This is a genomic window from Ruegeria sp. AO1 (assembly GCF_056535985.1).
On record NZ_JBQFJC010000002.1, the window covers coordinates 322,154 to 343,483 of the forward strand.

A 21,330-nucleotide genomic window follows, 5' to 3' on the forward strand; every position below is an offset into this window, starting at 1 on the left:
ACTATGACACGCAAGGTCACCAAGGCGATTTTCCCCGTAGCAGGACTTGGAACACGCTTTTTGCCCGCGACGAAATCCGTCCCTAAAGAGATCATGACGCTGGTTGACCGCCCTCTGGTCCAGTACGCCATCGACGAAGCCCGCGCTGCTGGGATCACCGAGTTCATATTTGTCACGTCCCGCGGGAAATCCGCGCTTGAGGATTATTTCGACCATAACCTCGTTCTGGAACAAGAGCTGAAAGCCAAAGGCAAGGACAAGCTGCTGGATACGCTCAATGCGACAAACATGGAAAGCGGCGCCATTGCCTATATCCGCCAGCACAAGGCGCTTGGACTTGGCCACGCGGTGTGGTGCGCACGCCGCCTGATCGGGGATGAGCCTTTCGCCGTCATGCTACCCGATGACGTCATCGCCGCAGACAAGCCCTGTTTGCAGCAAATGATCGAAGCCTATGAAGAAACCGGCGGCAACATGGTTGCCGCGATGGAGGTTCCGCCCGAACAAACCAGCTCTTACGGGGTGTTGGATGTGGGAGACAATGTGGGCACGGTCGTGCGCACACGTGGCATGGTCGAGAAGCCCAAGCCTGAGGACGCGCCTTCTAACCTCGCCGTAATCGGACGCTATGTGCTCGGGCCGTCGGTTCTGTACAATTTGAACCAAAAGAAGAAGGGCAGCGGCGGAGAGATCCAGCTGACTGACGCCATTGCCGAAGATATCCGCAACGGTGTTCCTGTCTTTGGCTACAAATTTGACGGCCAACGCTTCGATTGCGGATCGAAAGCTGGGTTCCTGCAGGCAACGGTCGCATTTGCCTTGGCCCGTGACGATCTGCGCGATGACCTGAGCGCGTATCTGCACGACCTTGTCTCGGCAGAGAAAGCTGCCCAATAAGCGGGCGGTAAGACATAGAAATGAAAGACGCTGCGCGATCATGACAACCGTATATCCAGTAATTCTATGCGGGGGGTCTGGAACCCGTTTGTGGCCGCTCTCCCGGAAAAGCTATCCCAAGCAGTTTGTACCCTTGCTGGGCGAAAACAGCTTGTTGCAGGATTGCGCCCTCAGAATGCGTGGGCCTAAAGCTGCGCCTTACGCCAAACCTGTCGTCCTTACGAATGAGGCGTTTCGGTTCGTCGTGCCGGAGCAATTAACCGAGATCGGCATAGACCCCGGCCCGGTTCTGATCGAACCCGAAGGACGCAACACCGCGCCAGCCGTTCTGGCCGCAGCCTTGTTCCTGAATGAAATCGACCCGGATGCGGTTATGTTGGTGGCCCCCTCTGACCACGTCGTCCCCGATTCCAGCGCCTTTCACGACGCGGTCTCGGAGGGTTTGCGCGCGATTGCCGAGCGTGGTGATCTGCTGACCTTCGGCATCACCCCAGATCGGCCAGAAACCGGCTATGGCTATCTCAAACTGAGCCAAACGCCCGAGACCCACGCGGTCCCTCTGGATCGGTTCGTTGAAAAGCCCGATCTTGAAACCGCCCAATCCATGCTGGCCGATGGCAGCTATCTGTGGAACTCGGGCATTTTCCTGTTTGCAGTTCGCGACATCATCACCGCATTCGAACAACACGCCCCTGCCCTGATGAGCCCTGTCAAAAACGCTGTCGAAAACGCCAAGAGTGACCTTGGTTTCCTCAGACTGGATGCCGAGGCGTGGTCTCAGGTCGAAGATATCTCGATCGACTATGCCGTGATGGAAAAAGCGGACAACCTGAGTGTTGTGCCCTATGCGGCCGGGTGGTCGGATGTAGGCAGCTGGTCCGCGGTGCAAGAGCTCACCCATCCGGACACAGATGGCGTGGCGACGTCCGGCGAAGTCACGGCGATTGACTGTCAAAACGTGCTGGTCCGCTCGGAATCTCCGGCGCAGGAAGTTGTTGCGCTGGGTTTGCAGGACGTGATTGCCGTTGCCATGCCCGACGCAGTTCTGGTCGCCAGCATGGACAAGGCGCAGGACGTCAAAAAGGCCGTGACCGCGCTGAAGACCAAAGGCGCGAAGCAGGCCGAATCCCTGCCAGTGGACCACCGCCCTTGGGGCTGGTTCGAAAGCCTGGTGATCGGCGACCGGTTTCAGGTCAAGCGCATCCACGTCCATCCCGGCGCGGCGCTCAGCCTGCAGTCGCATCACCATCGGTCCGAACACTGGATCGTTGTGGAAGGCACCGCCAAGGTCACAATCGACGAGGAAGAGCGTCTGGTTTCTGAAAACCAGTCTGTCTACATTCCTCTGGGTGCGGTCCATCGGATGGAAAACCCCGGCAAAGTGCCCATGGTTCTGATCGAGGTCCAGACAGGCACGTATCTGGGTGAGGATGACATCATCCGCTATGAGGATATCTATTCACGCAGTTAAACTTTTTAATTCAGGTTCTTGCACGAGATTCAGGTGAAAAGGTAAACCGAAATACCTCCGGGCGTTCGCTCCGATCAGATAGATTTCATGCGTCCTACGGCAGGGTGGCGCGCAACGAAATGTCGGACCGACAGCCTAAGGAGGACGCCCGTGTCTCAGACCTCACCCCGATTGGACCTGCCGTTTTTGCAGCCGTCTCAAGCGCAGAAACATGTCACTCACAACGAGGCCCTGCGCCAGTTGGACCTCGTGGTGCAGCTGAGCGTTGTGTCGACCAGCACCACAAATCCACCCGTCGCCCCGGAACAGGGTGAGATTCATGGGCTGAGCGCGAACCCGACCGGAGATTGGGACGGCCATTCAGGTGAATTGGCCGCCTGGATTGATAATGCTTGGCACTTCCTGCTCCCGCAGACAGGCTGGCGAGCCTGGGATCAGGCCGACGGACAGGTGAAACTCTGGGATGGCAGCGGGTGGGTCAACCTTCCGTTCGAGACCGCGAACTTGCCCGGTATTGGTGTGGCGACAGACTATGACAGCACCAACCGCCTATCCGTTCGTGGCCCCGCAACGCTGCTGAGCCATGAGGGCGGAGGCCATCAGCTAAAGATCAACAAGTCCGGCTCTGGCGAAACCGCGTCGCTGCTGTTTCAATCCAACTGGACAGGTCACGCAGAGATGGGCCTTTCCGGCAGCACCGGGTTTTCGATCAAAGTGTCACCGGACGGTGGCAGTTGGACAGATGCTCTGCGCCTTGATCCCGCCACGGGTATCGCCAGCGGCGGCGCCGTTCAAAATAGTCCGACGGATATCACGGCTGGACGTTTAATGCGGGCCGACTATGGCTATGGGCCGGGCAATCTGTTGGGGTCGGTGTCGGAAAACTCAGGTGCCCCGACCGGTGCAGTGATCGAACGCGGCAGTACCGCAACGGGCGACTATGTCCGTTTCGCCGATGGCACGCAGATTTGTACTGCGACCCTGACCGCCACAGGTTGCATCACCAGTGACGGCGCGCTGTTTGCCAGCACGACCGAGACGTGGACCTTCCCGGTCGCCTTTGCAGCGACCCCGTCTGTCAGCGGCAGCGGTGGCAGCGCGGGACGGTTCGTCGGGGTCGACGAACCTTCGGCCAGCCAAGTGGTTTGCAAGGTTCTTTCCACCACATCAGATGCCACAGTCCGCGCGCCATCTCTGACCGCGATTGGACGTTGGTTCTGAGGGAATTGGCCCGGACCTTGGGGTTCGGGCCTCTATTTCGCGCGAAGATCGCCCTGAGACTGTTCGAGAAACCAAGCGTAAGTTTCGCGAATACCGTCCTCAAGCCCGATCGAGGCCGTCCATCCCATATCCGCCAGACGTGACACATCCATCAATTTGCGCAGGGTCCCGTCGGGCTTTGAGGTATCCTGCGTGATCCGCCCCTTGAAGCCCGTGACCTGCGCCACCAGCGCCGCAAGTTCGCCAATGGAGATGTCAGACCCGCACCCGACGTTGATATGGCTGAGCATCGGCTGCGTGTTTGCCTCGTAAACGTCTCGCGTCAGGTCCAGCACAAACAGTGACGCCTCGGCCATGTCATCCACGTGCAGGAATTCACGACGGGGTTTGCCGGTGCCCCAGATCACGACCTCATCCACGTCATCCCGCTGCGCTTCGTGGAAACGGCGGATCAAGGCGGGCAGCACATGGCTGTTTTCGGGATGGAAATTGTCGCCCGGCCCATAAAGATTGGTCGGCATGACCGAGCGATAGTCAACACCGTGCTGCCGGTTATAACTTTCGCACAGCTTGATCCCGGCGATCTTGGCCACCGCGTAGGGTTCGTTGGTAGGTTCCAAAACACCTGTCAGCAGGGCGTCTTCGCGCATCGGTTGTTCCGCCGCGCGTGGGTAGATGCACGAGCTGCCAAGTTGTAACAGGTGTTTGACTCCGGCCTCAAACGCCTGATGGATCACGTTGCATTCGATCATCAGGTTTTTATAAATGAAATCCGCAGGGTAGGTATTGTTGGCATGAATGCCGCCGACCTTGGCCGCAGCCAGCACAACCACATCGGGCTTCTCGGCCTGCATGAAGGCGCGTACCGCAGCTTGATCGGTCAAATCCAGTTCGGCATGCGTACGGGTGATGAGGGTCAAGGCCTCGCCTGCGGCCTGCCGATCCTGTAATTTGCGCAGGATGGCAGCACCAACCATGCCGCGGTGCCCTGCTACGTAGATTTTCCGCATGATTGGGTCCTCAGCCGTTTTCCAAGCTCACGGGCATCTCAAAGCCGTGTTGCTTCAGCAATGCATGGCGCTGCGCTGTCTTGAGGTCTTCGCGCACCATCTCAGCGCACATGTCCTGTACCGTCAACTCGGGCACCCAGCCCAGTTTCTGCTTGGCTTTGGACGGGTCGCCCAAAAGGGTCTCCACCTCGGCCGGACGGAAGTAGCGGGGGTTGATCCGCATCACCACATGGCCGGGCTTCAGTGCCGGAGCGTTGTCGCCCTCTACCGACTTGACGGTCGCAACCTCATCAACGCCTTCGCCAGTGAATTCCAAAGTCACGCCTAACTCGGCAGCGGACCATTCGATAAACTGGCGCACGGAATATTGCACCCCGGTCGCAATCACGAAGTCCTCGGCCGCGTCCTGCTGCAGCATCAGCCACTGCATGCGCACATAGTCCTTGGCATGGCCCCAGTCCCGAAGGCTGTCGATATTGCCCATATGCAGACAATCTTCGAGGCCCTGCGCAATATTCGCCAGACCGCGCGTGATCTTGCGGGTAACAAAAGTCTCGCCCCGGCGCGGGCTTTCGTGGTTGAACAGGATGCCGTTGCAGGCATACATCCCATAGGCCTCACGATAGTTGACCGTAATCCAGTAGGAATAGAGCTTGGCAACCGCATAGGGCGAGCGCGGGTGGAACGGCGTTGTCTCACGCTGAGGCGTTTCCTGCACTAGACCATAAAGCTCGGACGTGGAGGCCTGATAGAAACGGCACTTCTCTTCCAGTCCCAGAAACCGGATCGCCTCGAGCAGGCGCAGCGTCCCAATCGCATCCACATCCGCTGTGTATTCGGGGGATTCAAAGCTGACCGCCACATGCGATTGAGCCCCGAGGTTATAGACCTCATCAGGCTGAACCTGCTGGATGATCCGCGTCAGGTTGGACGTGTCGCTCAGATCACCATAATGCAGATGCAGCTTGGGGTTCGGTTCGTGCGGGTCCTGGTAGATATGGTCGATCCGCTGCGTGTTGAACGAGGAAGCACGCCGCTTGATTCCATGCACCTCATAGCCTTTTTCCAACAGGAACTCGGCCAGATACGATCCGTCCTGACCGGTAATGCCGGTGATCAATGCCGTTTTGGTCATAACTGTGCCTCGTTTCCACAAATGCTTCTGTTCGAAGTCTCAAAAACAGCAAGACCGTATGGATTGCAACCCAAGGCGACAATCTGGCATTGCACCTGACGACAATTTCTTTGATTGTGCAGGCGCATTTCGGCCGAGACAAAAAGAGGAATTCGAGCTTGCGTATTGCGATGATCGGCACCGGCTATGTGGGTTTGGTGTCAGGAGTGTGTTTTTCGGATTTCGGCCATGATGTGATCTGCGTCGACAAGTCCGAGCATAAAATCCAGTTGCTGCAAGCCGGTGAGGTTCCGATTTATGAACCGGGGCTGGGCACCCTCATGGCCAAGAATGTGGCCGCAGGGCGGCTTAGTTTTACTACCAACCTGCAAGACGCCGTAGACGGAGCGGATGCGGTTTTCATCGCTGTCGGCACACCGACACGACGCGGGGACGGTCACGCGGATCTGACATACGTAATGGCTGCAGCCGAAGAGATCGCCAATGCGCTGACCGACTATGCGGTGATCGTGACAAAATCCACCGTGCCCGTCGGCACCAACCGCAAGGTGCAGCAGGTCGTCACTGCCGCAAATCCGAATGCGCAGTTCGATGTGGCCTCGAACCCGGAATTCCTGCGCGAAGGGGCCGCGATCGACGATTTCATGCGTCCTGACCGGGTTGTGGTCGGCGTGGAAAACGACCGCGCTGCCGAGGTGATGGCCGAGATATACCGCCCGCTTTATCTGCGAGACTTCCCGATCTTGACCACCGATCTGGAAAGCGCCGAGATGATCAAATACGCCGCCAACGCCTTCCTCGCGACCAAGATCACCTTCATCAACGAGATTGCCGGCCTCTGTGAGAAAGTGGGCGCCGACGTTAAGGAGGTGTCGCGCGGGATCGGGCTGGATGGTCGGATCGGCAATAAATTCCTGCATGCCGGCCCTGGCTATGGCGGTTCGTGCTTTCCCAAGGATACTGCCGCTCTGGCCCGGATCGGTCAGGAACACGCGTATCCGATGCAGATCACCGAGACCGTGATCCGCGTCAATGACGGTGTGAAAAAGCGAATGATTGAAAAGATCCGCGACGCTTGCGACGACAGTTTCAACGGCAAGACCGTGACCGTGCTGGGGGTGACGTTCAAACCCAACACCGACGATATGCGCGATGCCCCGTCCCTGACCATCATCCCGGCCCTGGTCGGCGGAGGGGCCAAAGTACGCGTGGTCGACCCGCAAGGCCGAACTGAGGGCGAGGCGCTGCTACCCGGCGTGGATTGGTTTGACGACCCATACGAAGCGGCCAAGGATGCCGACGTCGTTGTTCTTCTGACCGAATGGAACGAGTTCCGTGCCTTGAACTTAAGTGAGCTTGGTGGAGCAATGAAGACGCAGCGCATGGTGGACCTGCGCAACGTCTATTCTCAGGACAGTGTCGAAAAAGCGGGTTTTGAAACCTATGTGGGGGTCGGGCGTTAACCGCCCGTCTCAACCCGCATAAAGCGGAACCGACGCGTCTGCCCCTTCGGCCAGTGCTTTGCTCTGATCCCGCCGCACTTGCTCATACGTTGCTAATGCATCTGATGAGAACAATTCTGTAGGCGCTTGAACTGGCACGAAATTACTGTGTTTGTCCGTACCCCTTGCCAGCAGCGCATAGTCCCGGTCCGCCACCAGTTGTTGTGCTCCGTGACTGAGGTAGCGGATGGCCAACCCGATCCGCCGGTCCTCGGACTGGTTCGGCCCTGAACCGTGGATCGTCAGCCCGTGATGCAGCGACATCTGACCGGGTGCGAGTTCGATATGGGTCTTGTCGGTCTCGGCAACCTCGACGGCCACCTCTTGCCCGCGGGACAACAGGTTTGTTTCCGAATATGTATCGGTATGCGGCAAGATCGGGTTCTTATGGCTGGCGCGCACGAAATCCATACACCCGCTACTTACCGTCGCGGGGGACAGAGCAATCCAGGCCGTGACCTGATCCGGTGTTTCCCCCATGCCCCAATAGGTGAGGTCCTGATGCATACCAACCGTTTGCACAGTGTTGGGCTCCTTGATGAAAAACTCGGCCGACCAGATCATGATATCAGGGCCCAGAACGCCCTCGACCACATCCAGAACGCGAGGATCCTGCGCGATGCGCGCCGCCAGTGGCATGACCAGATGCGCATTGACCCGCTTATAGGTGTTCAAAGGCAAGGGCAGATCAGCCTCCAGCCAGTCACTCTCAATCTGTTCCAGCTCCGCCCGGAAACCGGCCGCTTCGGCCTCGGAAAAGACGGAGAGGGGAAAGAGATAGCCATCCTCCCAATACTGCTCGGATTGTTGCTGCGTTAACGTCGTCGCCATGGGGTCACCTATTCGCTTGATGCGCAAAGGGTATCCGCGAGTGGGCACAGGCCAAAACCAAACCTCTTGCCTGTCAGGATAAGTCTAGCTTAGCCTGCGCTACATGTTGCCTCGCATCCCATCCCTCAATTGGCTACGCGTGTTCGAAGCAGCCGCCCGAACAGAGAGCTTTTCCCGCGCAGCATCGCAGCTGAACATGTCGCCAGCCGCCGTCAGCCAACAGGTCAAGGCGCTTGAGACCCGGCTAGGCACGCCGCTGTTTCACCGTCATGCCCATGCTGTCACGTTGACGGAAGCGGGGCGTGCCTATCTGCCCTCGGTCCAGCAATCCCTGCTGATGTTGGAAACGGCCACCACCGGGTTGTTCGGTGAGACGCGGGAACAGAGGTTATACGTCCAGTCGGTTCTGTTATTTGCCCATGGTGTCTTGGCCAAAGGTCTGCCCGCGTTTCAGGCCGCGCACCCTCAGATCAATCTTTCGCTGACCACCGGCAATGCGAATTCGGATTTCACCAACCAGTTCACCGATCTACAGATCGTGTTTGGCAATCCCGCGCTGTTTGGCACAGAAGGAGATGAACTGCTCCGCGAGGTTCTGTTTCCCGTCGCCCCGCCCGAGATTGCCGCCCAGATCCGCACCCCTCAGGACCTGCTGCAATTCACCCTGATCGAAGTATCGACCCACCGTGCCAGCTGGCTCTACTGGTTCGAAGCGCTGCGTTTGCCGACGGGGCAGGCCCGGTTCTTCTTTGCCGACAACTCGATCATGGCGGCCGAGCTGTCCGCCAGCGGGCTCGGGATCGCACTGGCCCGCGCGCCCGCATCTGACCGTATCATGGAGGGGAGAGGACTGGTGCCCTGCCTGCCCGACCTGCAGGTAAGCGGGCAAGAGGCCTATCACCTGATCTATCCCTCTCGTACAGATTTGCGCCGGCCGGCCCGCCTGTTCCGCGACTGGCTGCTGGACTATAGCGCCGCCGTCCAAACGCGATATCGCCCCTGACCGGTGACTTCGCGGACCAAACCGCGGCGGGCAAAGCGGTCGATGTTGCGCTGTACTGCAGCACGCGATGCTTGAGTCAGCTCCTCGGCCAGAGGGGCCGAGACCATGGGCCAAGCCCGCAAAGCGTCGATCAGCAACGGCGGCGTGCGACCGCTGAGGTCGGCTGTTGCCTCCTTCGCCCGCGCCTCCCACGCGTTGATCCGGTCCAGATGCAACAAAGCTGCGAGCGCGGCCTGTCCTGTCCCGCCAATCCAGGCGGCCAGTTTTTCCTCGGGCGACCCAACACCACGCAGCGCGCCCGGCCCGGACAGCGCCAGCGGCATGAAGAGCGCCCCGCCCCGCCCCATCGAGGCCGCATGCCGCGCCGCAATGACAGCCGCCTCCGTATCCTGACCGGGTCCTTGGGACACGGCCCGCCATGCATGAAAGGCGATTGCGGCCTGCGTGACGGGGTGCAGCGCCTCGACGCTGCGCATCACGTCCGACAGGTCTGCAATGGCCTCCGGCACCTCTTCGATCCCTTGCGCCATCCGGTCCAGAAAGGCGGTCAGCCCGGCCTCCCAGCCATCATGGGAAGGTGCCGCACCTGATGACAGGCGGCGCACCGCCCACCCAGCCCGATAGAGGGACTGCACATCATCTCCCGTTGCGCCGATCCGCAGACTTGTCCAAAGCGCCAAACGTTCGACACTGATCCGGTCACCCGTCCACCAACCCAGATCGGATACATCCATCAAGGCCAGACGGTGGGTCCACCCTTCCGGCCCCGCCCGAAGACGCTCATCCAGCGCGCCAAAGGTCACCGCTAAATCCGCAAGCTCAGACGACAACCTGGATTGCGAGGCTTGCCACTCTCTGGGATCGAACAATTGCCGCTGATCTGCCCGAGGGCCAGGGGTCAGGAAATCATCCTGTGGCGCGTCTTCCTCTGGCGGGAGAAACCACAGATCTCCCTCATCCTCAGGGTCACCATCATAGATGCTGCGCGGCCCGAGATCTTCGGCCTCATCATCAGGTTCGGATGTGACAGGTTTGGGCTTCATACCCGCATTCTTCGGCTATTTCCGACCACTCACAAGGGGTTTTCCATTTGGATCACTAGCTTTCCCAACTTACATTGGAAATTCCACCCAAAAGGCCGCGCTACCACGCCTGGCCGCTGATCTAGACTTCAGGGCAGACTTATCCCTGACAACCGCCCATCGCCCACCGGCGCAGGTTTACCTTCAAACCGCCGCCGAACGGGTGCTGCTTGGCCACGTTGCCTGCCGCTGGACGTTTGACATAGGTCTGCGCCTGATCGCATAGGGCCTCATGCGTCCATTGGTGGCAACTGGAACAGTTCTGATCTTTCCACAACTCATCCGGCAGCCCATCAATCGGCGGGAACTGAGGCGAGCCTGCGACCAGTTCCTCGATCGATTTGCCCCGGACATGGGTGTTGCCGAACGTCAGGATAGATTTCATGGTGACCGCTGCGCCAGCATCGATACTGCCCGAATTCTGCGCCTCGGGCGCCTCGACATTGGGTTCTGCTTTGCGAGTCACGGTCTCGCTTTCCAACTGCAGGGCCGCCAGTCGTTCGACCGCCTGATCCGCAAAGGCACCACTGGGAAAGCTGTGCAGGTAAACCTCATAGGAATGGATCGAATCGTCGACCTGCGCCAGTTCATACATCAAACGGTCCGTCTCGGTCGCTTCCGGGGCCTCTTGCGATGGCGTTGGCGTGGGCAGAGTGCCGAAAGACTCGGCCAAAATCGTCTGCAGCAGATCATTGGCCTGTGATGCATGAATACTGTCTGGATAGGCCCGCTGAAACAGCATGATCTTCACCGGGTCACGGCTGTTCACGGCTTCCTGCCACTGTTCTTCTTCGGTTTGCTCCGGTTTCGCGATCAGAGTTTCATTCGCGCGTGCAAAGGCAAAATCCTGTGTCAGGGACGAGGTATCCCACGGTGTTTGCAGCCCACGCGTTTGGCTGAGAACATCAACGCGCACCTTCTTGAACAATTGCTCGATCGCCATGCCGGGCGTGTCGATATGCTGCGCAAGGCTCAGCGTGAATGGGCTGTTGCCGGTTTCGCCATCCAGCGCAACGCCGCCGGGATCGGTGGCATAGGCGAGAAAAGTGCCGGTCGGCGCTTTCATCTCGGCCAGACCGTTGTCATCCATATCTGCCAGATCCTCGAACGGGTTGTTCCGGCAGGCGTCCAGAATGACGATATTCGTTTTGTTGTTGGCCGAGGCCATTTGATGCAGGACCGAACGAGCCTCAACCGCCATAAGATCCAGATCGGCCGGATCGGACAGCGACACGTCCACGGGCAGCAAGTAGTTCGAACCGAAAGACTGAACCCCGTGACCCGCGTAGTAAAACAGGCCCACGGCGGTTTCGCCGCCCTTGCGCAGATCGCGTCCGAACTGGGCAATGGCGCGCTTCATTTCGATCTGGGTGCTGTCGGACAGGTGACGCACCTCGAACCCAAGCACAGTGAGCTTTTCCGCCATCAGCCGCGCATCGTTGATTGGATTGTCTAGGGCCGAGACCGAACCATAGTCGGAATTTCCAACCACCAGCGCGATTCGCGGCTCGGCCCAAGCCGAACCGGTCCAGAGCATAGCGATCATCGCAAACAGGGTTCTAAGTACGCGTTGCACCTTTGGTTCTTTGCCTTTTTCTGGTCTCATGGTCCGTGACCCCTTGGGCACCACTCAGCCCGGAAGTACTCTGATATTGTTTTTTGGCTTTCTTATGGCCGTGGCCTGAAATATCCCAATTATAGTATCAAGACTAGGAAGAGGTTCACACATGCCGCGTTTAAACTTGGTGCGAAATACTTTTGCGATGACAGCACTGGTATGTGCAAACACGGCGTGGGGTCAAAGCGCCGATCCCTTCGAACATGGCTGGAAACTGGACGCAGAATCCTCGGAACTGCAGTTTCTTTCGGTCAAAAAGAACGCGATTGCCGAAAATAGCGGCTTTGCAACCCTGACGGGCGTGATCAGCCCCGAGGGTGGCGCCGATATCCGGGTTCAGATGGACAGTGTTGATACCAAGATTGACCTGCGCAACGTTCGCATGCGGTTTCTGTTTTTTGAAACCTTCAACTTTCCCGAAGCGGTGATCACCGCCCAATTGCCGCCCGAGCAGCTGGTCGATCTTCACCAGACCCGGCACAAGATCATCGACCTACCCTATAGCTTGTCCCTGCATGGGGTGAAAAAAGACAGCGTGGCGCAGGTGGCCATCACTTTGGTCGACAATGACCGCGTAGCTGTGGCCAACACGACACCGATTGCGATTGCCCTGCCCGACTTCAACCTTGAGGAAGGGCGCGGCAAGCTCGAAGAGGCCGCCGGTGTTGATATTCTGCCCTTCGGCTTTGTCAGCTTCGGGTTCGTATTCGACCGTGCCCAACCCGGCACACCGCCTCAGCTTGAGGTCGCCTCGGCTACACCAGGGGCTGCTGCGCTGGAAACCAAGGGTGATCTGGATCGTGAGGCCTGTGAAGGGCGGATGGAGATTCTGTCGCGCACCGGCAATATCTACTTCAACTCGGGCAGTGCGCGGCTGACCAATGACTCGATTCCGCTGCTGAGCAATCTGCATGACATTGTCGACCGTTGCCCGGACCTGAAGATCGAGATCGGCGGGCACACGGATAGCGATGGCTCGGATGAGGCTAACCGTGTTCTCAGCGAACGTCGAGCGCAGGCGGTCAATACCTATCTAGTCGATCAGGGGATCGCGCCGGAGCGTCTATTGACGGTTGGTTATGGCGAAAGCCGCCCGGTTGTGTCGAATGACACCGCAGACGGCAAGCGTCGCAATCGGCGGATTGAGTTTGTGCCGGTAAACTAGACTCAGTTCTCGGCCAGAATGATCGGGTCGAACCCACCGCTGCGCCATTGCCGCAGGGCCGAAATGAAATTCGGCCCCGGCACGCCGTCGATCGTACTGTTGTAATAGCCCGCCTTTTGCAGCAGCCGTTGAACCTCCATCAGGGTATCGCGCGACCATTGGTCTGAGGCGAGGGACAGCTGATCAAGGATCGCTCCGTTATCCTCAGCAGCTCCGCGCAGAAGCATCCGCGCCGCTTCCAACGGATCACGAGGCACGCCGCGCCCTTCGTCCAGAAGGATCGCTGCCGCCAGATAGCCCTGATATTCGCCATCACGCGCAGCTTTCTGGAAGTAGCCCAATGCTTGCTCGGGCTCGCCAGCGGCACCATCTTGCGCCAGCACGCCAAGATTGAAGGTCGCCTTGGCCGACCCACCTTCAGCGGCTTGCTGCAAGAGCGCGACGGCGCGCGCATCGTCTTTGGGAACGATCTGGCCTTCAAACAGGGTAACGGCGAGGTTGATCATGGCATCCGCGCTGCCCCCTGCCGCCGCGCGCTCGTACAGATCCAGCGCTGTGCCCATGTCCTTAGGGACGCCGGTGCCGCTTTCGTGCAGTTGCGCCAAGGACACCATCGCCCGCAAATCCCCTTCGGCAGCAGCCTGTTTGTAGAGGGTCACGGCACGCTCCACATCCCCCGCAGCGATCGTCGCCCGCGCAAGAAGCGCCACGTAGTGCGACAACTCCGGTGACTGGGCTGCCGCCGCGCTGCACGCCTGGATTGCCGTCAGCGCGTTTTCCTGCAACCGGCTGAACGGAACGCCCGTGATGCTGGCCGTCCGGTCACGGGGATGGGTCGCAAGCCGCTCACAAATGCCGCCCGGCGTGCTGTCCTCGGGCCGTGGGATGGAGGCGATTAGCCGCTGCGCTTGCGCGGCATGGCTGCCATCGGGGTATTGCTCCAGGTAAAACTCAAGCAGAGGCCGCATCCTGCTGCGCTGAGCCAGCTTCCAAAGGCGCTCGGCTTGTTCGTCCTGGTCTTCGACGCTCAGCGCGCGGGTCTGGGTACCGCCTTGCCCGGCCTCATCCAGAAACGCAAAAACCTCAGTGGCATGAGCGCCCTGTGGGTAACGATCGATATAGAGCTGCATCAGTGAGGCATCCTGCGCATTGGCCGCCACCTGCCACAACAATGTCTCTTCGGATGCTGTCACCGGGCTGTTGTCAAACCGGAATTGCCGCGTCAGCGAGGAATTGTCCCACGGGATCTGCCGCCCGCCAGTCGCCGCCAGAACATCCTTGCGGACCGAGATCAGCAGGTCTGAGATATCCTGTCCCGGCGTGTAAATATGGCTCAGGAGTGCCTCAGTGAAAAAGCTGTTCCGCCCGGTGCCATCGAAGGCCACGTTGTCGGGCTGTGTGGCGTAGGCGAATAGGAAATCGGCGGCGCTGCCGACGCGGGCCAGCCCTTCGTCAACGCTCAGCACGCCGTCTTCGAACGGGTTGTCGCGGCAGGCGTCCAGAAACACCAATCGAATGCCGTCGGACCGTTCCATCCGCGAAACGAACTCCTCCATAGCTACGGTCTGTTCAGGAATATCCACAGCACTGGTCAGGTTGGCATCGACCGGAACCAGATAATTGCGCCCGTCGACCTGAAAGCCGTGGCCTGCATAAAACAGCAAAGAGACATCAGAATCCGCAGCGGTCGCGCCATAGGATTCAGCCAGAGACAGCATCTCATCCCTGTTCAAATCGGTGCCGAGAAAAACGTCGAACCCCAGCCCCTCAAGCGCGATGGCCAGATCCGAGGCATCGTTGATCGGATTATCGAGCGCCCCGACCGTTTGGTAATCCGAGTTCCCGATGATCAGCGCCACGCGTTTGTCGGCCAGCGCCGCGAGGGCGCTGAACAGGGTCAAAAGCATGGCCGCGCAAAGACGGATCAGGAACATGGGCGCAGAGCCTCCGTGGGGTTACAGGCCGATGGCGCGCGACAGGCCAATCTCGGCCTGACCAACAGCAGCCACGATTGTATCTACCTGCTGGTTCTGGATGCTGACAAGCTCGGGGTCGGTTGCTCGTATCAATGTGATCGCCTTGCGAATCTCGCGCTGCGCCTGACGAATCTGACGGCGGGCTTCCTGCACGGCCTCGCGGCGGATCGTCTCCCGCTCCTCGGCAGTGTTCGCAAGTGCCAGACGACGGTTCGCATCCTCGCCCGCCGCGCGAATACCCGCGCTTGCGCCACGGATGATATCGCCAACTGATTCCAGACCCGGCGGCAAACCCTGTACGATCGAATCGAGGTCCGAGGCATATTCGTCCATCGCATCGGCAATACAGGCCAGATAGGCGCTGACATTGTTGCCCTGTTCCGCACAGGAAGAGATGACCTCGTCAAAATCCTGCGACGCATTTTCGACCGTACCAAGCGCCGCTTCTGCTTCGGTTGTCGTTGTGGTCGTAGTACCACCGCCGCCACCTCCGCCGCCAGTGATGGTCGTATCCACGGTCGGGGTAATCTCAATAGTTGGGGTCGGCGGGGTCGGAATGACCGTGTTCCCGATGATTGCCGTGCCTGGTAGCGCGGAAACGGTATAGAACACCTCCGAGATACTCAGTAGTGAGCTGGTATCCACGGTATAAGTCGTGGTTCCGTTCTCGGTGCTGGCAAACGTCAAAGTCTCAAAGATCGGGGACGTGTCCAGCGAGTCACCCGACGGCCCGAACCGAAAGACAGACGGGCCACCAGAAATTGTACCCGTTCCGGTCGTCGTTTCAGCCTCACCTTCGGGGATGAGAAGCGTGTCAGGTACCACGAACAGGACCGGTGAGGTCGTGTAGTGCAACGGGTTTGACCCGCCTTCTGACCCGCTCGCTCCAGGCGCCCACGTATTGGTAAAGTCCCACCCTTGAGCCGACGCAAGGTTAAAGAACCCAACCGTATCCTGAAGTTGTGATGTCGTGAGTGCTGTGCCCCCGGCGCTAGTGGCCAGACCGGAGGTATCGGTATTCCAGAAGGAACCTGACACAGATCCAGAGTTTGAACCGACTAACCCACCGAGTGTTGGTGTATTGGGACCTGAAAAACTCGCACCGCCCGTTGAGTAGCTCCGGGAAACTGTGCCGCCATTGTTGAAGCCTACGAGCCCGCCCAAACTTGCCGAGTCTCCGGGCGCTGAACTTTGGTTGGTGCCTGAGACACTTCCGGTTGCATAGGAATCCTGAACAAGGCCGTTGTTGTCACCCACCAGGCCACCAACGGAAAAATCACCCGCCGTAGAACCACTGACAGTTCCCGTAGCGTGAGACCGAGTGATGGTTCCGTTGTTTTCGCCGACCAGACCGCCCGCGACAACCAAGTTGGCTTCGGTCGTGGCGACGGTCACACTGGCTGTCGAGAAACTGTCAATGATTGTGCCGTCGTTGAAACCAACAAGACCACCGGCCTGTTCGTCACTGCTGGAAAAGCTGCCGGAAACGGAAACGCCGGAAATCGTGCCGCCGTTTGTGCCTGCCAAAATACCGCCGCCTCCAGAGGAAACGCTGGCCCCGTTGATGCGCAGGTTTTGAACGTTGCCATCAAGATTGTTGAACAGGCCACCGAACGAACTGGTCGAAATGGTGAGGCCGTTTATCGAAAAGCCGTTGCCTTCAAGTGTTCCACCCGCATAGTCGATTGGATCGAACGAGCTCAGCGGCGCGGCACTGATAGAATTGGCCAGGGCATAGCTGTTGCCGTCCGAAATGCCTTGAAGGCCAAACACGTCCGTCAGGAGAAATGGCGACCCGGCGGCACCAGTGCCACCGAGCGCACGGGTGAATGTTGCGCTGGACGCAATATCAAGCGTTCCCGCTGAGAAACTCGGAAGCGTAGAACTTACCTGTGACCAGGCTCCATTCGTAAGCGTAAATGTATCGACGTTGATTGTTCCACCTGCGCCGGTGCCAATCGTTGTGGCGGCGTTCAGTTCCAACTCGCCGCTTGTCGCGGTGATCGCAGCGTTGATCGTGATCGAATCATTGGCAAGCAGCGTCAACCGAGAGCCGTTGCCCCATGTGATCGGATCATCGACGGTGATGGTACCAACCTGCGAGTCATCGCCACCAAGGTCGATAGGGTCTCCATTCGGTTGGAGAGTGCCACTTCCGGCGGTCGTCAGAGTGACGTTGCCGAAGCCAAGGTTTGTTTCAATTGTACCCGGCGTCACAGAACCCGGTCCCGTTGCCGTGTCAGAAACCGTGATATTCGTGGGGTCCAGCAGCAGCGTACCATACGCGCCAAACGGTGCCCGCGTATCAGTCAGGCCATCGTAATTCAGGGCCAGCTTGCCGGACACTTCGACAAAACCACCATCCCCGGCCAAATCGCCGCCGCGGGCCGAGTTGAAGCCCGAGAACGATGTGTAGTCATCCGACCAGACGATGATCAGACCACCATCGCCCTGATCTCCGCCATCGGCGCTGATTACCGTTGCGCTGTCGACCAGCGTAGTGCTGGCCCGTTGCAGATCGCCGCCGCCTTGCAGGTCACCGCCGACGCGGATCTCTCCGCCCTGTCCTGCGCCTGCACCGTCTGCGCTCAGGGCCGCACCGGCCAGTTCGATGGCTTCACCGGTAATCGTGATCGACCCACCGTTCTGATCGCGGGCCACCGGACGCGGAGAGGCCTCGACCAGTGTCACCCGCGCCGAGGTATCAATGCGGCCCGACACCTGCACGGCCCCGCCGCTGCCGCCCAGAACAACTGCTCCAGACACGCCACCGACCGAGCGCGCCTCGATCAAGCCAGACATATTCACGACCCGGCGCGCCGCATCACGAGCGCTAGCAGCCTTGAGGTGAACGACCCCGCCATCCGCCTCGATCCGGCCCGAATTGGTGACCAAAGCCTCCATCGCGGCGTCATCACTGTTTGAAGGAACCGCAACCTGCAGAAAACCATCACCGGATACGTCCAGCGTCACTTGCTCACCCGCGCCAAGTCCCACTTTGCCCATCGGCACGCGGATCACACCCGAGTTTGACACCTTGCCGCCGATCAAGGCCGCATAACCGCCGGGGACAACCTGAATCGAACCGGCGTTCTCGACCCCGGCCGAGGCCCCGTTGCCGCTATAGTGATAGCGGCCGTTCAGAAAGTCGTCGTCCGAGATGTTCAGGGTCGAGGCCACAAAGCCCCCAGTATTCACATGGCCATTCGGGCCGATGAAAATGCCGTTCGGGTTGACCAGATGCACCTGTCCGTTGGCGTTCAACTGGCCATGGATCTGACTGGTTGTATTCCCCGTAACCCGGTTCAGGATCACGCTTTGCGCGCCCGGCTGATTGATATTCACGGTCGAGCCGGAGCCAATCGAAAACCCGTTCCAATTCACGATGGCCGCATTCGACCCCTGCGTGATGTTCAACTGATTGCCGCTGGGTTGGCTAATCGCGACATCACCCGCAGCCACTGTCCCTCCTGTCGGGAGGGATTGCGCCAGCACGGTCGTGCCCCATAGCACGGCCGAGGCCGACAGAAGAATGCGGCGTGAGACTGTCATGGCTGCGCTACCTTCAGAAGCGGCGGCTGGCAGTGATGCTGAACCGGTTTCCATCTTCCCCGAGGTCATCACGTTCCCCCCTCCCATATTCCACTCGTACTGACCCGGACCGATAGGTCGAGTCCTCAATCGTAAACACGTCAAAGCCCAGACCGTAGGCATACGCTCGGGTTGTGCCTTGTTCCAGAACAGTGGGTTGTTCCAAACCTAACACGCCGTAGGCCCCAAAAACATAGGGCTTGAAAAGGATCGGAAAGCCGGCCACTTGCGTCTGCTGCGACCGGCCAAGCTCGGCCCGGGCGACCCAGCCGTCATCTCCGCGCAGGTCGCCCGCGTCGAAGGTCGATAACTCGCTGGAGCTGGCGATACTGAACTGTTCCGACGTGACCAGCGGATCGCCAAAGCTGGATTGAATTCGGCCATTCAAGTTCACGGACCAATTGGCATTCAACGGGCGCTGATACTGTGCCGACAGCACAAGCTTGGTGAATTGCGCACTGGCGCCTTGCCGTGACAAGGGCGTATCCCCCGCTCCGACAGAGGTACTGGCTCCGAACGCATCCAATCCGCGCGACAGAACAGCTCCGGCAGACAGAAACGCGCCATTGTCATAGGTCCAGCTTGCATCCAGTGTGGCCCGCAAGACACTGAGATCGTCGTCGTAAACCGGTAGCGACCCTGAGCTGGCAATCAAATCCTGCGAGTCGCTGATCCGGTCCAGGATCAGTTGCGACGACAGATTGTGACGCCGCGTGCGCACCCAAGGATAATAAAGCCGCAGGGAAAAGCGTTCGAATTTACTGGTGTTTGGCACCAGTTCCGCATCCGGCTGCGCCTCACTCAGGGTGTATTCGGCGTTGAATGTCATCCCATCGTAACCGATCGGAAAAACCGTCCCCGCTGCCGCAATCCGGTACTGCGCATCGCTTGAGAAGAACCGTTTGGGTGAACCGCCGACGCGGAAATAGAAGGTCTCCCCCATCTCCAGCGCGCCGTTGACCTCAAGGCCCAGGTTCAGGTTGCCCGGGCCAAGCTCATCCGAAAGTGTATTGTCAAAGCCGTAAGAGCCGGTGATTTCTTTGAACTCACCATCCAGCGTCAGAATGGTACCGCCCCGCGCATCGCCCGCCGACAGGGTCGAGGCCAGCCGCACGCCAAACGTATCCCCGGCCAGCAAAAGCGCACGTTCGATCTGTTGCAGTTTGATGCCCCGTTTGCCGATCAGAGGTTTGGTGATCATCACCACCCGCTCACGCGCCTGCTGAGGCACTTTCTCGGCATCAATGCGTTCGATGAACCCATCGATCACGACGATGCGCAGTGTGCCCCCATCGCGCAGGGTCTGCTGAGGGAGGACCACCCGGCTAAGAACAAAACCAGCGTTGGTATAGGCGCTTTCCAATCTATTGGTGGCCGCAAAAATCTCGGAAACAGCCACGCGCTTACCGGTCAGTCGCTCAATGAAGGCCGCATTGGCCGCTTCCATCTGGGGCAGACCATCTTCGATCCGCACCTGACCAACAGTCACAAACAGCCTGTCTGCGCCTTCGGGCACCGGCGCGCCCGGATCGCGCGCTACGGTCACAGGTCCGGTGCTGCGTTGGTTCTGAGGCTGAAAGGTGGACGGAGCAAGGTTCGACGCGCTTTGCGCCTGCGCCACCTTGGAAAATACAGTCGACGCGATCACGACGCAGGAAGCCAAAACCAGAAAACGACAGATCCGCGTCATGTCAGAAAAACACCCTTTACCCGTACCGGCCCGAACCAATGAGCCAGAAACGTATCGAGGAAATCCCATCGAAGGGACCATGGCAAGGTCGTTCTCAACATTCCGTAGCCCCCTTTGGAATAGATAACGCTTTATTTACTTTGCACCCTATTGCGTCTGTGACGGACTTCACAAATCGCAAGAGAAGCGCGGTCAGAGCATCCCGGCCTCGAGCCACTCTTCGATCTTGTTACGGCTGACCTCGAAATGCATCGAGTCCTCTCGGCCCCAGGCAGCACCCCAGACCCAGCCTTCCTCGCGGAAGAAATCGGCGAGGATCGTTAGACCCAACTGGGTTTTTCCGTCGCCCAGCGTATCCAGAACACCGTCGATATTCAGGTCAACCGCAAGACCGTAAGCATGGGCCGAAGCCGAAGACGTCGCTCCGCGAATGCGGCGCACACACAAAGAACCGGCCGTGTTGATACGCGCATAAAGATCGGGGTCGGTGCGTTGAATATTCTCGAATACAGCCCGCAGTGAATCAACCGCAGGTTTTAGCATCCGCACCCGAACCGGCCCGACCTCTTCCAACACCAGAAGCTCCTCAAGCCGCGGGTTGGTCATCGACTGGCATTCATCCGTCAGATCCTCGCGCGGTAGCCCGAATGTTTCGCGCAAGAAGGACGACCCGGCCAAGTCCAGCTCCCGGTTCACCTTGTTGCGGTTGGCGATCAGGACGACCTGCGCATAAGCGTCAATGATCTCATTGGGCGACGAGCGGTCAAACCCATAGTCATCCGCCGCCGAATTGTCTTGCGGGACGATCCCGGCACCATTCTGGGTGCGTGACACCTCAAGCGAAAGCCGTTCGACCTGCTCGCGCATGTCGTCCAGCTGCTGGCTGAGCATTTCGATCTCGATCCGGGCGCCTGAGTCGATGGCGGGACCTTCGAAATTCTCGTCAAGCGGAACGACCAAAGGAAAGACGTACCAGATGATCGGAGCCAGTATGATGGCCACTCCCAGAATGATCGCCGGAACGATGCGCATTTGCCTGATGTTTCCTGTATTCTGCCACCTTATAAGATGAACTTAAAAGGCTGGGCGCATGATGTCACGCTATTGACCTAAAAATGTCCAGCGCTTGTGTGACATT

The 21,330-nt window shown here is 59.1% G+C and carries 15 protein-coding genes; 6 read left to right on the forward strand and 9 right to left on the reverse strand.

Annotated features, from left to right (window positions below; genetic code table 11):
• Window positions 1–3: 3 nt before the first annotated feature.
• From galU to ACR3FB_RS19730, 3 genes are all read left to right on the forward strand, one after another.
• Complete coding sequence (galU, locus tag ACR3FB_RS19720; RefSeq protein ID WP_170643338.1) at window positions 4–897, forward strand: UTP--glucose-1-phosphate uridylyltransferase GalU; 894 nt, start codon at window positions 4–6, stop codon at window positions 895–897.
• Between the two features lie 40 nt (window positions 898–937).
• Window positions 938–2,368 carry a mannose-1-phosphate guanylyltransferase/mannose-6-phosphate isomerase gene (locus ACR3FB_RS19725; RefSeq protein WP_480566611.1) on the forward strand — a complete coding sequence of 477 codons (1,431 nt, stop codon included), beginning with the start codon at window positions 938–940 and terminating at the stop codon, window positions 2,366–2,368.
• A 150-nt stretch (window positions 2,369–2,518) separates the two neighbouring features.
• A complete protein-coding gene (locus ACR3FB_RS19730) occupies window positions 2,519–3,589 on the forward strand; it encodes a DUF2793 domain-containing protein (RefSeq protein ID WP_480566613.1) in 1,071 nt (356 codons plus the stop codon).
• 32 nt (window positions 3,590–3,621) lie between these two features.
• Here ACR3FB_RS19730 and fcl read toward each other — a convergent pair whose 3' ends face one another.
• Entirely contained in the window at window positions 3,622–4,599 is a 978-nt protein-coding gene (gene fcl / locus ACR3FB_RS19735; RefSeq protein ID WP_480566615.1) for a GDP-L-fucose synthase, read from the reverse strand.
• 10 nt (window positions 4,600–4,609) lie between these two features.
• Entirely contained in the window at window positions 4,610–5,734 is a 1,125-nt protein-coding gene (gene gmd / locus ACR3FB_RS19740) for a GDP-mannose 4,6-dehydratase (RefSeq protein ID WP_480566617.1), read from the reverse strand.
• A 158-nt stretch (window positions 5,735–5,892) separates the two neighbouring features.
• Here gmd and ACR3FB_RS19745 point away from each other — a divergent pair, with 158 nt between their 5' ends.
• Complete coding sequence (locus ACR3FB_RS19745; protein WP_480566619.1) at window positions 5,893–7,197, forward strand: UDP-glucose dehydrogenase family protein; 1,305 nt, start codon at window positions 5,893–5,895, stop codon at window positions 7,195–7,197.
• A 9-nt stretch (window positions 7,198–7,206) separates the two neighbouring features.
• Here ACR3FB_RS19745 and ACR3FB_RS19750 read toward each other — a convergent pair whose 3' ends face one another.
• The gene (locus tag ACR3FB_RS19750; protein WP_480566621.1) at window positions 7,207–8,067 is read right to left on the reverse strand and encodes a phytanoyl-CoA dioxygenase family protein; all 861 of its coding nucleotides are present in this window, start codon (window positions 8,065–8,067) and stop codon (window positions 7,207–7,209) included.
• Between the two features lie 103 nt (window positions 8,068–8,170).
• On the opposite strand from ACR3FB_RS19750, the gene ACR3FB_RS19755 reads away from it, so the two are divergent.
• Window positions 8,171–9,070, forward strand: a complete 900-nt coding sequence (locus ACR3FB_RS19755) for a LysR family transcriptional regulator (protein WP_480566623.1) — start codon at window positions 8,171–8,173, stop codon at window positions 9,068–9,070.
• Here the strand turns inward: ACR3FB_RS19755 and ACR3FB_RS19760 are convergent.
• On the reverse strand, window positions 9,034–10,113 hold the full coding sequence (locus ACR3FB_RS19760; protein ID WP_480566625.1) for a helix-turn-helix domain-containing protein: 1,080 nt from the start codon (window positions 10,111–10,113) through the stop codon (window positions 9,034–9,036). The genes ACR3FB_RS19755 and ACR3FB_RS19760 overlap by 37 nt on opposite strands.
• Window positions 10,114–10,252: 139 nt before the next feature.
• Window positions 10,253–11,758: a caspase family protein gene (locus ACR3FB_RS19765; protein ID WP_480566627.1), complete on the reverse strand. Its 1,506-nt coding sequence runs from the start codon at window positions 11,756–11,758 to the stop codon at window positions 10,253–10,255.
• A 121-nt stretch (window positions 11,759–11,879) separates the two neighbouring features.
• Here ACR3FB_RS19765 and ACR3FB_RS19770 point away from each other — a divergent pair, with 121 nt between their 5' ends.
• Window positions 11,880–12,935 (forward strand): OmpA family protein, encoded by a 1,056-nt coding sequence (locus tag ACR3FB_RS19770; protein WP_170675834.1) that lies wholly within the window; start codon window positions 11,880–11,882, stop codon window positions 12,933–12,935.
• A gap of 2 nt (window positions 12,936–12,937) precedes the next feature.
• Here the strand turns inward: ACR3FB_RS19770 and ACR3FB_RS19775 are convergent, their stop codons facing one another.
• From ACR3FB_RS19775 to ACR3FB_RS19790, 4 genes are all read right to left on the reverse strand, one after another.
• On the reverse strand, window positions 12,938–14,869 hold the full coding sequence (locus ACR3FB_RS19775) for a caspase family protein (protein ID WP_480566629.1): 1,932 nt from the start codon (window positions 14,867–14,869) through the stop codon (window positions 12,938–12,940).
• 21 nt (window positions 14,870–14,890) lie between these two features.
• Window positions 14,891–18,463, reverse strand: coding sequence for a two-partner secretion domain-containing protein (locus ACR3FB_RS19780; protein ID WP_480566753.1), 3,573 nt, complete (start codon window positions 18,461–18,463; stop codon window positions 14,891–14,893).
• Between the two features lie 13 nt (window positions 18,464–18,476).
• The gene (locus ACR3FB_RS19785) at window positions 18,477–20,192 is read right to left on the reverse strand and encodes a ShlB/FhaC/HecB family hemolysin secretion/activation protein (RefSeq protein ID WP_480566633.1); all 1,716 of its coding nucleotides are present in this window, start codon (window positions 20,190–20,192) and stop codon (window positions 18,477–18,479) included.
• A 192-nt stretch (window positions 20,193–20,384) separates the two neighbouring features.
• Window positions 20,385–21,224, reverse strand: coding sequence for a M15 family metallopeptidase (locus ACR3FB_RS19790; RefSeq protein WP_170675837.1), 840 nt, complete (start codon window positions 21,222–21,224; stop codon window positions 20,385–20,387).
• Window positions 21,225–21,330 lie beyond the last annotated feature (106 nt).

What these genes read in the sequence shown, in the direction of transcription:
- galU (WP_170643338.1), top strand. Translation starts at nt 4, where the DNA reads ATGACACGCAAGGTCACCAAGGCGATTTTCCCCGTAGCAGGACTTGGA.
- ACR3FB_RS19725 (WP_480566611.1), top strand. Translation starts at nt 938, where the DNA reads ATGACAACCGTATATCCAGTAATTCTATGCGGGGGGTCTGGAACCCGT.
- ACR3FB_RS19790 (WP_170675837.1), bottom strand. Translation starts at nt 21,224, where the DNA reads ATGCGCATCGTTCCGGCGATCATTCTGGGAGTGGCCATCATACTGGCT.
- ACR3FB_RS19760 (WP_480566625.1), bottom strand. Translation starts at nt 10,113, where the DNA reads ATGAAGCCCAAACCTGTCACATCCGAACCTGATGATGAGGCCGAAGAT.
- ACR3FB_RS19765 (WP_480566627.1), bottom strand. Translation starts at nt 11,758, where the DNA reads ATGAGACCAGAAAAAGGCAAAGAACCAAAGGTGCAACGCGTACTTAGA.
- ACR3FB_RS19770 (WP_170675834.1), top strand. Translation starts at nt 11,880, where the DNA reads ATGCCGCGTTTAAACTTGGTGCGAAATACTTTTGCGATGACAGCACTG.
- fcl (WP_480566615.1), bottom strand. Translation starts at nt 4,599, where the DNA reads ATGCGGAAAATCTACGTAGCAGGGCACCGCGGCATGGTTGGTGCTGCC.
- ACR3FB_RS19775 (WP_480566629.1), bottom strand. Translation starts at nt 14,869, where the DNA reads ATGTTCCTGATCCGTCTTTGCGCGGCCATGCTTTTGACCCTGTTCAGC.
- ACR3FB_RS19750 (WP_480566621.1), bottom strand. Translation starts at nt 8,067, where the DNA reads ATGGCGACGACGTTAACGCAGCAACAATCCGAGCAGTATTGGGAGGAT.
- ACR3FB_RS19785 (WP_480566633.1), bottom strand. Translation starts at nt 20,192, where the DNA reads ATGACGCGGATCTGTCGTTTTCTGGTTTTGGCTTCCTGCGTCGTGATC.
- gmd (WP_480566617.1), bottom strand. Translation starts at nt 5,734, where the DNA reads ATGACCAAAACGGCATTGATCACCGGCATTACCGGTCAGGACGGATCG.
- ACR3FB_RS19755 (WP_480566623.1), top strand. Translation starts at nt 8,171, where the DNA reads ATGTTGCCTCGCATCCCATCCCTCAATTGGCTACGCGTGTTCGAAGCA.
- ACR3FB_RS19780 (WP_480566753.1), bottom strand. Translation starts at nt 18,463, where the DNA reads ATGACAGTCTCACGCCGCATTCTTCTGTCGGCCTCGGCCGTGCTATGG.